The organism is Paenibacillus sp. BAC0078 (assembly GCF_054483875.1).
On sequence record NZ_JBTLRW010000002.1, the window covers coordinates 368,389 to 381,023 of the forward strand.

General features: G+C 50.9%; 13 protein-coding genes, 1 tRNA gene and 1 pseudogene. 9 read left to right on the top strand and 6 right to left on the bottom strand.

The annotated features are described in order from the left end of the window. The first annotated feature begins 37 nt into the window (after positions 1 to 37). Positions 38 to 289, top strand: coding sequence for a hypothetical protein (locus ACX1DY_RS05090; protein WP_458963112.1), 252 nt, complete (start codon positions 38 to 40; stop codon positions 287 to 289). Here the strand turns inward: ACX1DY_RS05090 and ACX1DY_RS05095 are convergent. Further along, on the bottom strand, positions 252 to 734 hold the full coding sequence (locus tag ACX1DY_RS05095) for a hypothetical protein (RefSeq protein WP_458963113.1): 483 nt from the start codon (positions 732 to 734) through the stop codon (positions 252 to 254). The genes ACX1DY_RS05090 and ACX1DY_RS05095 overlap by 38 nt on opposite strands. Before the next feature lie 474 nt (positions 735 to 1,208). Beyond that, on the bottom strand, positions 1,209 to 2,483 hold the full coding sequence (locus tag ACX1DY_RS05100; protein WP_458963114.1) for a histidine--tRNA ligase: 1,275 nt from the start codon (positions 2,481 to 2,483) through the stop codon (positions 1,209 to 1,211). An 18-nt stretch (positions 2,484 to 2,501) separates the two neighbouring features. Between ACX1DY_RS05100 and ACX1DY_RS05105 the strand changes: the two genes are divergently transcribed. The 4 genes from ACX1DY_RS05105 to ACX1DY_RS05120 all read left to right on the top strand — a co-directional run bounded on the left by ACX1DY_RS05105 (position 2,502) and on the right by ACX1DY_RS05120 (position 6,166). Then, positions 2,502 to 2,723: a hypothetical protein gene (locus tag ACX1DY_RS05105; RefSeq protein WP_458963115.1), complete on the top strand. Its 222-nt coding sequence runs from the start codon at positions 2,502 to 2,504 to the stop codon at positions 2,721 to 2,723. Positions 2,724 to 2,784: 61 nt separating this feature from the next. Then, entirely contained in the window at positions 2,785 to 3,438 is a 654-nt protein-coding gene (locus tag ACX1DY_RS05110) for an HD domain-containing protein (protein ID WP_458963116.1), read from the top strand. A gap of 42 nt (positions 3,439 to 3,480) precedes the next feature. Then, positions 3,481 to 4,926, top strand: coding sequence for a DEAD/DEAH box helicase (locus ACX1DY_RS05115; protein WP_458963117.1), 1,446 nt, complete (start codon positions 3,481 to 3,483; stop codon positions 4,924 to 4,926). A 49-nt stretch (positions 4,927 to 4,975) separates the two neighbouring features. Then, entirely contained in the window at positions 4,976 to 6,166 is a 1,191-nt protein-coding gene (locus tag ACX1DY_RS05120; RefSeq protein ID WP_458963118.1) for a M20 family metallopeptidase, read from the top strand. A gap of 85 nt (positions 6,167 to 6,251) precedes the next feature. Here ACX1DY_RS05120 and ACX1DY_RS05125 read toward each other — a convergent pair. Further along, positions 6,252 to 7,362 (bottom strand): annotated as a pseudogene (locus ACX1DY_RS05125) (ABC transporter ATP-binding protein). Between the two features lie 115 nt (positions 7,363 to 7,477). Between ACX1DY_RS05125 and ACX1DY_RS05130 the strand changes: the two are divergent. Both ACX1DY_RS05130 and ACX1DY_RS05135 read left to right on the top strand, forming a co-directional pair. Beyond that, the gene (locus ACX1DY_RS05130; RefSeq protein WP_458963119.1) at positions 7,478 to 7,579 is read left to right on the top strand and encodes a YjcZ family sporulation protein; all 102 of its coding nucleotides are present in this window, start codon (positions 7,478 to 7,480) and stop codon (positions 7,577 to 7,579) included. A gap of 143 nt (positions 7,580 to 7,722) precedes the next feature. Further along, positions 7,723 to 8,952 (top strand): CynX/NimT family MFS transporter, encoded by a 1,230-nt coding sequence (locus tag ACX1DY_RS05135; RefSeq protein ID WP_458963120.1) that lies wholly within the window; start codon positions 7,723 to 7,725, stop codon positions 8,950 to 8,952. Between the two features lie 42 nt (positions 8,953 to 8,994). Here the strand turns inward: ACX1DY_RS05135 and ACX1DY_RS05140 are convergent, their stop codons facing one another. Beyond that, a complete protein-coding gene (locus ACX1DY_RS05140; RefSeq protein ID WP_458963121.1) occupies positions 8,995 to 9,612 on the bottom strand; it encodes a LysE family translocator in 618 nt (205 codons plus the stop codon). After that, the gene (locus tag ACX1DY_RS05145; RefSeq protein WP_458963122.1) at positions 9,609 to 10,076 is read right to left on the bottom strand and encodes an Lrp/AsnC family transcriptional regulator; all 468 of its coding nucleotides are present in this window, start codon (positions 10,074 to 10,076) and stop codon (positions 9,609 to 9,611) included. The genes ACX1DY_RS05140 and ACX1DY_RS05145 overlap by 4 nt, the downstream gene beginning before the upstream one ends. A gap of 221 nt (positions 10,077 to 10,297) precedes the next feature. On the opposite strand from ACX1DY_RS05145, the gene ACX1DY_RS05150 reads away from it, so the two are divergent. After that, positions 10,298 to 10,381 (top strand) — tRNA-Leu (locus ACX1DY_RS05150). A 116-nt stretch (positions 10,382 to 10,497) separates the two neighbouring features. Here the strand turns inward: ACX1DY_RS05150 and ACX1DY_RS05155 are convergent. Continuing rightward, positions 10,498 to 11,655, bottom strand: coding sequence for an epoxide hydrolase family protein (locus ACX1DY_RS05155; protein WP_458963123.1), 1,158 nt, complete (start codon positions 11,653 to 11,655; stop codon positions 10,498 to 10,500). A gap of 109 nt (positions 11,656 to 11,764) precedes the next feature. Between ACX1DY_RS05155 and ACX1DY_RS05160 the strand changes: the two genes are divergently transcribed. Next, positions 11,765 to 12,616, top strand: a complete 852-nt coding sequence (locus ACX1DY_RS05160; protein WP_458963124.1) for a helix-turn-helix domain-containing protein — start codon at positions 11,765 to 11,767, stop codon at positions 12,614 to 12,616. The last annotated feature ends 19 nt before the right edge of the window (positions 12,617 to 12,635 follow it).

Below are 12,635 nucleotides of genomic sequence, written 5' to 3' on the forward strand. Positions count from 1 at the left end.
TCTTTCTTTTTGCTCAAAATTAGGTTAGGGGGGTGCTATGAGCTATGTGAGAAAGGGGAAGCAGCGGGGATTAAGGACGTACGCTCTAGCCCGCATACTCTCCCGGCATACCTTTGCCAAGCTGTATATTATGAATGAAGGTGATCCTTACAGCCTGCAGGATATTTTGGGACATACCTCGCAGGACATGGTCAAGAAATACGTGAATTTATGGCGGCCGGAGATGCGATCCAAGCATGCGAAATCGTCACCTATGAGGCGATTGTATAAGGAGAAATTATTGGATTGAAAAAGAGATGTTGCTCAGAGGAGGTGAAATTGTACCTTTCCCTTGGAAAAGCAAGCGGGCCTGAAGAACACGAAGGCCCACTGCGGTGCAAGGAGTGCGTCGAATTGTTTGATCCCTCCAATCCCTCGTTTTCGCTTAATAGAAAAACCAGGTCCCGTTTCATCTCTTCGAATTGATTAATGATCGTATTCAAGTTTTTTTCAATATTCTCCACCTGAATCGCATTGATCTTGCCGTGATTATAGGCAATAAGCCGTTCCAGTACGATGGTATAAGACCAACTTTCCCTATACCGATCTTCATTACGAATTGCAAAACCAATTGGCAACAAGTCGTTTCTCATGCCGAGTGTCAGCATGTTTGGGGATATACCCAGGTAATCTGCTGCAATTTTAATAGTAACTTTGGACATGTTTCTGATCTCTTCATCCGAATACTTCGCCATACGTTTAACCCCTTTATCAGGGCGTATTTCTTCCAGATTTATTATTGCTGGTTTCACCTTTATCATACTACATTGAAGTGCGCCGGGTAGTTGTTTTTGAGGGTTTGATTATACGTAACCTCTATCCTGAGGCAACAATAGATAGAAGGATATGATGCCATTACTGCCGAAATTTTATAAACGCGTCGATGACTGGAGATGGCATAAGGCAGGATATTAACAAGCCTATCGGCGCAAGAAATTCTATACTAATGAGGGAATGTGTGACGAGTATGAAATTGTTCGACATTATTCCGGATCGACTGTTTACGCTAGATTGAACTGATGTGAGTACTACATCGAGAATTTCATTGATGATGTTGTGTATTTGGAAGAGAAGCAGCAATGAAAGGATTCACAGTTCCTAGTATAGACAACCATCCACATTCTTCTGGGATGGTTGCCTTTTTAAAACAGTTCCAATGAGCAGCAGACTTACCCAGCAATCCGCCGGGCCGCCTCTTCCACTGTCACCAGATCTTCACTTTGCTGCAGCATATCCTTAAGCAGAAGCTTGCCGGCGGCGGCTTCATTCTCTCCAATAAGAAGAACATAACGGATGCCCTTCGCAGAAGCTGAAGCCAGCGTTTTCTTGAGCTTGCGCTTCCCGGTGTCTATGGCGGTGCGGATGCCTGCGGCACGAAGTGCGGCGGCTGCAGTTAGGGCCTGCTGCAGATATTCCCCAATGGGAATGACCAGCACGCCCGAAGCCTCCTCCCGGACAGGGCGCTCACCGAGCAAAGCCATGATCGACTCCATGCCGAAGGAAATGCCGACCGTAGGGTATTCAATGTCGTCTCGCCCAACCAGCTTTCCGATGATGGCGTCATATCTTCCACCGCCGCCCAGACTGGAGGTGTATACTCCTGAAGCGTCAAAGATTTCATAGACCGTTCCCGTGTAGAACGACAAGCCGCGTGACAGAAAAGGGTCGAAGACGCAGGTTCCGGCGAGCCCAATCTCTGTGATCAGCCGCTGCAAGTCCAGAACCTCCTGAGCGCCGGGCTTTCCGGCCAGTCCATACTTGTCAGCCAGCTCTTCAAACGACGGAGCATCCATGTCCAGCAATTCCTTAAGCGTATCTATGGCAGCCGAGGTCAGTCCTTTCTCGTTAAGCTCAGCCAGCACCCCGCTGCTGCCGATTTTGGCGAGCTTGTCGAGGCTCAGCATCACGGACAGGTGCTCCTCCGGAGGCACGCCTGCCGCTTCCAGAATTTCGCCTAAGAAACGCCGGTTGTTCCATTTCAGGATGATAGGAATCTCCAATCTGCGGAAGGCCTCTGCCGCGAGCATCATCAGCTCCGCTTCTCCTTGCGGGCCGGAAATGCCCACCATATCCGCGTCGCATTGCAGGAATTCGCGCAGACGGCCTTTTTTGACCGGACCATCCCGGAACACCTTTCCGATCTCGTAGCGCTTATAGGGGAATTCAATGCCCGGATTCAGAGCAATCACCTTGGCAAAAGGAATCGTGAGATCGTAGCGCAGCCCAAGCTGGCGTCCGCGCTGGTCAGTCAGCTGGTACATTTCACGGAGAATCTCATCTCCGCCGGCGTATTTAGAGGTCAACAGTTCCAATTCATTCAGCAGGGTTGTATCCATAGATTCAAAATCGTAGACCTCGAACAGCTCTGTCAGCGTGGAGCGGACTTTCTGGCGGATGGCCTGCTCCCGGCCGAAATAATCATAGGTTCCTTTAACGTTTTGCATGTTCAGCAGCTCCTTTGAATGGTTGATATGAAAAAATCTCCAAATAAAAAACGCGCCGGACCTCTTGGTCCCGCGCGCTTCAGTATGCTGCAGGGAGGTCAAACGCGAAATGCGTTAGCCCTCCCTGAGAAATGTTCAGGAGTGCTAACGCTGCTTGTGATGATGAAGCTGATTCAGTATGATGGTAATGCTGTTCATGCGAATCATATCCCTTCAAGGCTGGATTACAGCACATTATAGACGATTCGGAGAAGCCATGCAAGCTATGGAGCAATATCACACAATAAGGAGAGTGTTTTCCATGAATTCTACCCCAATCATTGCCGAAGCCGAAAGCTTCGCCAAAGAGCAATTAGGTCAGGACAAAACCGGCCATGACTGGTTCCACACGGACCGTGTGCGCAATATGGCGGCGTTGATCGCGGAGATGGAGCAGGCGGATGTTTTTATCTGCACAATAGCTGCTCTGCTGCATGATGTTGCCGACGAGAAGCTGAATCCTTCCAAGGAAGCGGGACTGCTCAAAGTACATAACTGGCTTGCGGAGCATTTGAGTGACGAGGGACAAATCAAGCATATTATGCAGATTATCGAAATGATGTCCTTCAGCGGCGGCGGGGGAGCACCGATGTCAACCCTGGAAGGACAGGTGGTGCAGGATGCTGACCGGCTGGATGCGCTGGGGGCGATAGGCATCACCAGAACGATGGTTTTTTCGGGAGCCAAGGGGCGTCCGGTGTATGACCCGGAGATTGCGCCGCGTGATGAAACCCTGCAGAAGGAGTACCGCGATTACTCCAAAGGAACGGCGGTCAATCATTTTTATGAGAAGCTGCTGAAGCTGAAGGACTTAATGAATACGCCTTACGGACGCAAGCTCGCGGAGGAACGGCATGATTTCATGCTGAATTTCCTGGAGCAATTTTATAAGGAATGGAATCAGGGCAGCCATTAGCTGCTATAATAAGGCAATGCATAAGACGGAAGGAACAACTACATGAGTGAATTACAATTCAGAGATTACGGGCTAAATGAAGAGATTATCCGGGCACTGGACGTGCTGAACTATCTGGAGCCCACCGAGGTGCAGAGCAAAGTTATCCCGGTAGCACTGAAAGGGCAGGATCTGATCGTCAAATCGCAGACCGGCAGCGGAAAAACTGCATCGTTCGGCATCCCGCTCTGCGAGCTGGTGGATTGGGAGGAGAACAAGCCGCAGGCTTTGGTGCTGACGCCGACACGCGAGCTGGCCGCACAGGTCAAAGAGGATATTACCAACATCGGACGGTTCAAGCGGATCAAGGCAGTCGCATTGTTCGGCAAGCAGCCGTTTGCCCCGCAGAAGATCGAGCTTAAGCAAAAAACACATGTCGTTGTAGGCACGCCGGGACGTGTGTTTGACCATATTGAGCGCGGCACGTTGCCGCTGAACCGAATCAAATACCTGGTGATTGATGAAGCGGATGAAATGCTGAGCATGGGGTTCATCGAGCAGATTGAGCAAATCATCCAGAAGCTGCCCCGGGAACGTGTAACGATGCTGTTCTCTGCTACGCTGCCGGATGCCGTGAAGAATTTGTGCCGCAAATATATGACGGAACCGGCGGACATTGAGATTGAAGCCAGCGGGTTGACGACGGCGACGATTGAGCATGCCTTGATCGAAGTCAGACAAGCCGCCAAGTTTGGTGTGCTTCTCGACCTGCTGACGGTAGAGAATCCGGAGAGCTGCATTATTTTTTGCCGGACGCAGGATCAGGTGAACGCGCTTTTCCGGGGCATGGCGGATCTGGAGTTTCCGGTGGACAAAATCCATGGAGGCATGATGCAGGACGAGCGGTTTGAGGTCATGAATGCTTTTAAAAGAGGCCAGTTCCGCTATCTGATCGCCACCGATGTAGCCGCGCGGGGCATTGATATTGAGAATATAACTCACGTGATCAACTACGATATTCCAATGGAAAAAGAGAGCTACGTGCACCGCACCGGACGTACCGCACGCGCAGGCAAAAGCGGTAAAGCGATCACACTCGCCACGCCGAATGAGCACAAATGGGTTCAGGACATTGAGAGCTATATCGGGTTCAGTCTCCCGGTGATGAAGGCTCCTTCGGAGGAAGCTGTGGCTTACGCCAAGCCTGCTTTTGAGGAGAAGCTGGGCATGCGGCAGGTCCGCAAGAAGGGCAAAACCGAGGTCATGAATCAGGATATTATGAAGCTGTACTTTAATGGAGGGAAGAAAAAGAAGCTGAGAGCCGTCGATTTCGTCGGCACAATTGCGAAGCTGGAAGGGATCACCGCTGAGGACATCGGGATTATCACGATTCAGGACAATGTGACTTACGTGGATATCCTGAACGGCAAGGGGGCGCTGGTGCTGCAGGCGATGAAGAACACCACTGTGAAGGGCAAGCTGCTGAAGGTACACATCGCGAAGAAATAAAGCGGCAGGAATTGCAAAGGAAACTTCGGACTACCGGGAGGTGTGCAAAATGAAGGATGTGAGCAGCCGGGAATTTGCCGTTCCCTTTTTGCAGCGTTTGATTGAGGTGGATACCTGTAATCCGCCGGGCAATGAGCACCATTTGTCAGTGCTTTTGCAGGATTTTTTGCGGGAGCTTGGTGTGGAGAGCAGCGTTACCGGAATTGAGCAGGGGCGGAGCAATCTGGAGGCCGTATTTCAAGGGAACGGGAGCAGGAAGCTGATGTTCTGCGGCCATCTGGACACCGTTAGCCCCTGGATTGCCGCCGCTGGAAGCTATTCTCCGCATGGAGCAGTGATCGTTGGCGGCCGGATGTATGGGCGGGGAACCTCCGATATGAAAAGCGGCCTCGCCGCCATGCTGCTCGCCGCAGCTTCGCTACACCAGGAAGGCATCCGGCTGGGCGGTGAACTGGTATTCCTGGCGACTGCGGGGGAAGAGGTCGATAGCTGCGGAGCTCGGATGTATGCCGGCCAGAACAGCCCGCTGGATCTGGACGGCATTGTGATCGGAGAGCCGACTGGCAGCCGGGTGGCGGTGGGCCACAAAGGGGCTTTGTGGCTACGGATAACGTTATTCGGGCGCAGCGCCCACGGCTCGATGCCGCAGCTTGGCCTGAATGCGGTGGAGGGGATGATGGAGGTGATTGCGCTGCTGCGCAGCCATGCGCTGGAATGGCAGGCCCATGATGCCGTGCTTGGCACAAGCAGCCTGTCGGTGAACAAGATAGAAGGCGGAGTGCAAACCAATGTCATCCCGGACCGCTGCACCATTGATGTGGATATCCGTACAGTTCCGCCGCTGCAGCATGCCTCGCTCCTTGAGGAGATTGAAGCCAGGCTGCAGCAAATTCAGCAGTTGCACCCCGGCTACAGGTATGAGTTGGAGCAATTGCTGGACCGCAGTGTGGTCTACACAGACCCCAGCCGGGAGCTGATTGCGACAGCGCTGGAGGTTGCCGCTTCGCTGGGAGGAACGGAACAATCCGAAGAAGAGGTCCGGGCGGTGCAGGGCGTTCCCTATTACACGGACGGCTCTGTGCTGCATGACAATGGCAGATTGCCCGTTCTGATCTATGGCCCCGGCGACCCCGCCTTGGCCCACCAGCCGGATGAATGGGTAGACATTGAAGCCTATCTGGCATCCATCAGCTTCTATAGAGAGCTTGCAATCCGGTTTCTGGGGACAGCAGAAGATTAAGGCCCATAGAGCATAGCAAAAAACCTTCCTCCATCCGCCTATGTTCATAAGGCGATCCAGCGGAAGGTTTTTTTTGCAACTTTACCTACGCATTGTATTGTGCTTGGTACAGGCGGCTGTAGGCGCCGCCGGTGTTAAGCAGCTCCTCGTGACGGCCCTCCTCGGAGATGCCTTCCTCATTCACGACAATGATCCGGTTGGCATTCTTGATCGTCGTAAGCCGGTGAGCGATCACAAGGGTCGTCCGGCCTACGGACAGCTCCGCCAGCGACTGCTGAATGGCCGCTTCTGTCTCTGTGTCCAGCGCCGAAGTGGCTTCATCCAGAATCAGTACCGGCGGATTCTTGAGGAACATACGGGCGATGGCAAGCCGCTGCTTTTGCCCGCCGGACAGCTTCACGCCGCGTTCCCCGATCACGGTGTCCATCCCGGCCGGCAGGCTGTTGATCAGCTCCTCCAGATGCGCGCGTCTCGCCGCTTCCCAGATTTCAGGAAGCTCCGCATCCAGCTTGCCGTAGGCGATATTCTCGCGGATAGCGCGCCGCAGATCATCACGACGATGGTAATCAGGCGGGTCATCATATAGCTGACCGACGAGCTTTTGGCCATCAGCTTATACGCCATCAGCTTGGTTTGACGGAACATTTGGTTATCGGCGGCAAACAGCTTTTTCTCATGCTCCTCATTGGCAAAAGATTGCACAACCCGGATTCCCCCGACATTATCCTCAATCCGGGCATTGAAGCTGCCTACATTGCCGAACAGCCGGCCATAGGTGGCGGTCATGCTGCGTCCGAAATAGATAATGATCCAGGCCATAACCGGAACAATAATAAAGGTGATCCGATATCATTCAGGTCATTGGTGATGCGTCCGATCAGATGACCGGTTTTGTTGTTGTCGAAGTATCGGAAGGACAGCTTCTGGATATGATCGAACATTTTTTTGCGCATATCGGTTTCAATATTGATCCCCAGCATATGTCCCCAATAGGTCACAATATATTGCATTGCTGTATTCAAGGCGTAAATCGCCATCAGCGCAATACAGGCAATCAGAATCAGCGGCCAGTCCTGTCCGGGCAGCAGATCATCAATGAACTTGTTGACGGCCACCGGAAAAGCCAGTTCGAGCAGCCCCGCACCCACAGCACAGGTGAAGTCGAGAAAGTTAAAGACGGGGAAGGTATTTGTCAACGGAAAGAAGTTTTAAATAGTACATTCTTCAGGCAGATTTTTGCTGCTTTACCCAATCCCAAGTACTCTTTTCAACATATCTTAGCTATATGCAAGTACAAAGGAGGAGTTAATCATGGGCGAAAATGTTGGAGCATTTGGCGGCTTTACTTCTGCTGGCGCTATTCTGGTTCTGTTCATCCTGCTCGTTATCATTACTAAGTCTTTCTGGGTATAAAACGGTTTTTTCCTGCAGACTGCCAGTCCTTTGGACTGGCGGTTTGTTGAAATATAAGACTTGGGTTCAAAATATTGTGCAATGCCGGGAGTGAAGGGATATAATTATTCAATGTGAATACATAGGTCACCAGGAGGAGCATCATGAAAGTAAAGCAACAAGAAGCACTTATTCAAAAGCTGGACAAGTCCCGGCCGGACTCCGGAGCCAGCCGCATTCTGCTTGGTGTAGGCATTATTTGTATTGCTGCGGCGCTGCGGGCTCCATTCACTTCCGTTGGCCCTCTGCTGGGAATGATCCGCGATGATCTGGGATTATCGGGCACACTCTCGGGAGCAATAACGACGCTGCCGCTATTGGCGTTTGCGCTGCTGTCGCCGTTTGCGCCACGGTTGGCCCGCCGATTTGGTACCGCGAACGTGCTTATGCTGGCTATGCTGGCATTGTCCCTGGGCATTCTGATCCGTTCGTCCTCGGGAGCGGCAATGCTGTTCCTGGGCACAGCAATGATTGGGCTGTCCATCGCTGTCTGCAATGTGCTGCTGCCGGGGCTGATCAAAGGCAGATTCCCCGAGCGCATCGGACTTATGACCGGGGTCTATACCGTCTCGATGAATTTATGTGCAGCCGCCGCCTCGGGTATCAGCGTTCCATTGGCGCAGCAGAGCGGATTCGGCTGGCGGGGCACACTTGCTATATGGTTTATCGTGGCTGCGCTGGCCACGCTGTTCTGGATTCCACAGCTGCGGAATCTGGCCCAAGACAGCGCTGCGGGCAAAGGTCATTCATCAGGTAAAATATGGCGCTCCCGGCTGGCCTGGCAGGTGACGCTGTTCATGGGTCTGCAATCATTGCTCTACTATGTGCTGATTGCCTGGTTTTCGGTAATTTTGGTCGAGAGGGGCATGTCCTCCAGCCAGGCCGGCTGGATTCTCTCGCTTATGCAACTGGCCCAGTTGCCGTTTACCTTTTTTGTACCGCTGTGGGCAGGCAAAATGAAGGACCAGCGACGTCTGGTGCTGGTTACCTCCATACTCTTCATTATTGGGATTCTCGGAGTCTGGCTTGGCACAAGCTCCTGGATGGCGGTTTGGGCCATCTGTATCGGCATTGCCGGGGGCTTCGCTTTTGGCCTTGTGATGATGTTCTTCAGCCTGCGCACCCGAAATGCCCAGGAAGCGAGCGAGCTGTCGGGGATGGCCCAATCTCTCGGGTACTTGCTGGCTGCGATGGGTCCCGCATTGTTCGGGCTTTTGCATGATGTGACTCACAGTTGGAATATTCCGCTGGCTTTATTGGCTGTGGCGAGCATTTTGCTTTTCGTAGTTGGACTTGGCGCGGGTAACGACCGTTTTGTAGATGATAAAAGATAAGCTTCGGTGCAGTTGTGAAGGGGAGTGTGCTTCGAATTCCGCTTACTCTCCAAGCCCGGTTAGTGCGGTGAAGATGCCGTACAGGCTGTACAGGATCAGGATGACCGATGAACAGAGGTTCAGCGAGCGGATGAAGGAAGCAGGAAGCTTGCCTCTGATCCAGAAAATTATGGTGCTAAGCAGCAGCCACCAGCAGCCGGAGCCAAGGGCGATGCCCGCAGGCAGAAACCAGGAACTGCCGATGGCAGTCCCCAGTGAAGCTGCGAGTGCCATGAAGCTCAGGATGGTAGACGGATTCGCCAAAGTCAGCAGGAAAGAAGAGGCCAGAGAATAGGAAACGCCGACGTGCATAGTTTCTGCGTTCGAGCTGGAACTGGCGGGCAGCAGGGCTCTTATGCCCAGATAGCCGAGGAACAGGCTGCCAAGCAGCCGGAGCGGCAGAGCATACATGGTGGTGAAATTATTCACGACCTTGAAGCTGGACACTGTCACCAAGGCATAAAACATGTCGGCAAGTGCAATCCCGAGGCCGGTGGCCAATCCGGCACGGAAGCCTTGCCGCAGGGTCCGGTTCATACAGAGCAGTGACATGGGGCCGACGGGAGCGGCTATGACGAAGCCGAAGCCAAAGCCGCTTAGCAGGGCTGACCAGACGATCATGGAGCATGCTCCACAGGCGGCAGCGGCACATTCGGAGTTTCCTTAACCGTCCCTAAAATAATGGTCGTGCGTGTCCGCACAATGCCGGGGAGACTCTTGAGCTGCTCGCTGATGATCCGGTCTAAATCGCGTGTTCCCCGGCAGCGCACCTTCAGCACATAATCGTCATCCCCAGCGGTATGATGGCATTCCTGGATCTCCGGCAGCATCTGCACCAGCTCCAGAAAAGCTTCACGGTGCGCAGGCCGCTCCAGCGAGACGGCAATGAGCGCTCCCAGCCCGCTGCCTGCGGATTCAGCGTCGATCAGAGCCGTATAGCCTTTGATCAGGCCCTGCTCTTCGAGCTTGCGCACGCGGTCCGCCGTTGCCGGTGAGGAGAGGCCCAGATGACCCGCCAGCTCGGCCCAGGTGATTCTCCCGTTCTCCATTAGTGCATTGAGAATCTTGTAATCAATGGCGTCCATTCTACTTCACCTTTCTTTGTTAAGTGTTACTCATAAAATACTTCATTTAATTAATTTGAACAAGTATTTTTATTTTGTTGAGAAAGTTGAATGGCAATAGACGCTTTATTAATTCCAGAGACTTCATACGGACAATACATTTTGAAAAAATCATTTGCAATTTGTAGCTAAAGAGAGTATAGTCTTATTTATAGTGATCAAATCGCTATGATACATAATATGCGGTCGTGGCGGAATTGGCAGACGCGCACGGTTCAGGTCCGTGTGGTAGCAATACCGTGGAGGTTCGAGTCCTCTCGACCGCATCATATCGTAAGCGAAAGGTTCTGGATCTGCTTTCATTGGCAGAGAAGGGACCTTTTTTTAATCTGTTGTTAAACATTTCTTGGATATGTTGTTACGATTCGCTTGATTGGCTTATTTAATTATTTTTCGGTCTAATAGGTCTGTAGAATGCGCGAATGTCATTGGCCAGCAGCTCGGGTTCTTCCATGGCTGTAAAATGCCCGCCGGAAGGCATAGCGGTCCAACGAGTTACATTCAGATTGCGCACAGTCCAGGATTTAGGGGGCAGCACGATATCCGCGGGAAATATGGCCATGCCTGTCGGAACTTCTATTCGACCTAGTGGTGGCAAGGAATGCGAATTTTCGTAATATATACGTGTTGATGATCCTATGGTGTTGGTTACCCAGTAGATCATAATATGGGTCAACAACTCATCCTCGCTGAATTTTTGCTGGAGGTCCCCCTTGCAATCACTCCATGCGCGAAATTTCTCAATGATCCAAGCGGCCAAACCTGCCGGCGAGTCGGAAAGTCCGTAAGCCAGAGTTTGAGGTTTGGTCGATTGAATGGACATATAGCCTCCCTCATGGGAAATCCACTCGGAAGCATTTTTCTTATATTGTCGTTCTTCTTCAGAAAATTCCAACTCATCATGTGAAGTCATGAGACTCCTTATTATGCCGACATCAGTTAGATGGATTCCAACTAATAGTTCAGGATAGTTTGCTGCCAGGTATCTTGTAACGCCGGAGCCGACATCACCACCTGCAGCAGCAAATTTTTTGTAGCCTAATTCTTTTGTCATTAGCTTAGCCCACATCTGAGAGATACGAAAATTGTTGGTGCCAGGTTGGAGAGGACTACTGGAAAATCCAAATCCGGGTAATGAAGGAACAATGACATCGAAAGAGTCCTCAGGATTACCTCCGTGACTGGCCGGATCCGTAAGGAGTGGAATGATTTTTTGATAACGAAGGTAACTGTCGGGCCATCCATGAGTAAGAATAATGGGTAGAGGGTCAGGTCCTTTGCCGCGCTCGTGTACGAAGTGCACATCTATTCCATCAATATTACAGCGAAACTGGGAAAAGCGGTTCAACTTGGATTCTTGTGCGCGCCAATCGTAATGATCTCTCCAATATGAAACGAGTGACTTTAAATAACTTAAATCTGTACCTCGCTCCCAATTCGAGCCTTCTAATTGATCGGGCCAACGGATGTGATGCAGTCTGTACTGTAGATCGTCAAGAATTTCATCGGAGACATGAATGTGAAAACGTTCAACAGTCATTATGATTTCCCCCTTTTTGTAGATTCACAATGTAATTATATCCTTTGAGCTTGTATGTTACACTGTCATATGTGAAGCAACCAACTACACTATTTGACAGGTGACCAATATGCCACAAATTGACCGATACAAAAAACGTGACGTGTATATAGAGTTTAATGCGTTGGAGAATTTTACGGACTTTCCTTATCATGAACGGTATACGCTAATTTTGATTACGTCTGGAAGTATAAAAGGGATATTGAACGAACGTCCGATAGCAATAAGCTCTCCTGGTGTTCTTTGCTTGGCTGAAGGCGATAAGGTGCAGATCCTTGAGAAGCTTAACGTGGCTGCACAATCCTTTTGTTTTCATCCCGAATTTCTTAACACGATAACGCTTGCCGAAACGGAGGAGCACTTTCCTATAGTTCCTAGAATACAAACGGGCCTTTCCCTTTTTCAAAGAGATTTGCATACGGGTGTGCCTCGTGTGACCGAGAAAGCATATCCGCTATTGTTTGAATGGTTTTTTGTGCTCGGCACAGAAGTTCAGGCGCAAAGTGATGCACTCTGGGTGTGCAGAATAAAAAAATACCTCATTCAAATTATGGGGTTGCTTGAGGAGCTGAGCCGAAACAGTGAACATTCACCTGTCGATGCGGTGTTAGATTATTTGCATACGAATTATTCGCGTAAGATTTTATTGGAAGATTTGACGAATTATGCTCATCTAAACCGTGTGACTTTGAATAAGATGTTTCAGGAAAGATGCGGGAATACTGCGATTGGTTACCTGCTTTCCTATCGCTTAAAGGTTGCGGGTGATCTTTTGACACATACAGATATGAACCTTAATGAAATAGCGCGCGCCACTGGATTTGAGTATGACACCTACTTCATCAAACAGTTTACAGTTAGAAAAGGGATATCACCGACGAGGTACCGAACTATCTCCCGTAAGTTGGCTACTGTCCAATAACAAAAAGCCTCCCATGCGA

Bases quoted from the DNA above. Each gene is read 5' to 3' on its own strand.
- ACX1DY_RS05160 (WP_458963124.1), top strand. From the start codon at position 11,765: ATGCCACAAATTGACCGATACAAAAAACGTGACGTGTATATAGAGTTT.
- ACX1DY_RS05090 (WP_458963112.1), top strand. From the start codon at position 38: ATGAGCTATGTGAGAAAGGGGAAGCAGCGGGGATTAAGGACGTACGCT.
- ACX1DY_RS05135 (WP_458963120.1), top strand. From the start codon at position 7,723: ATGAAAGTAAAGCAACAAGAAGCACTTATTCAAAAGCTGGACAAGTCC.
- ACX1DY_RS05140 (WP_458963121.1), bottom strand. From the start codon at position 9,612: ATGATCGTCTGGTCAGCCCTGCTAAGCGGCTTTGGCTTCGGCTTCGTC.
- ACX1DY_RS05095 (WP_458963113.1), bottom strand. From the start codon at position 734: ATGGCGAAGTATTCGGATGAAGAGATCAGAAACATGTCCAAAGTTACT.
- ACX1DY_RS05145 (WP_458963122.1), bottom strand. From the start codon at position 10,076: ATGGACGCCATTGATTACAAGATTCTCAATGCACTAATGGAGAACGGG.
- ACX1DY_RS05115 (WP_458963117.1), top strand. From the start codon at position 3,481: ATGAGTGAATTACAATTCAGAGATTACGGGCTAAATGAAGAGATTATC.
- ACX1DY_RS05155 (WP_458963123.1), bottom strand. From the start codon at position 11,655: ATGACTGTTGAACGTTTTCACATTCATGTCTCCGATGAAATTCTTGAC.
- ACX1DY_RS05105 (WP_458963115.1), top strand. From the start codon at position 2,502: ATGGTTGATATGAAAAAATCTCCAAATAAAAAACGCGCCGGACCTCTT.
- ACX1DY_RS05110 (WP_458963116.1), top strand. From the start codon at position 2,785: ATGAATTCTACCCCAATCATTGCCGAAGCCGAAAGCTTCGCCAAAGAG.
- ACX1DY_RS05100 (WP_458963114.1), bottom strand. From the start codon at position 2,483: ATGCAAAACGTTAAAGGAACCTATGATTATTTCGGCCGGGAGCAGGCC.
- ACX1DY_RS05130 (WP_458963119.1), top strand. From the start codon at position 7,478: ATGGGCGAAAATGTTGGAGCATTTGGCGGCTTTACTTCTGCTGGCGCT.
- ACX1DY_RS05120 (WP_458963118.1), top strand. From the start codon at position 4,976: ATGAAGGATGTGAGCAGCCGGGAATTTGCCGTTCCCTTTTTGCAGCGT.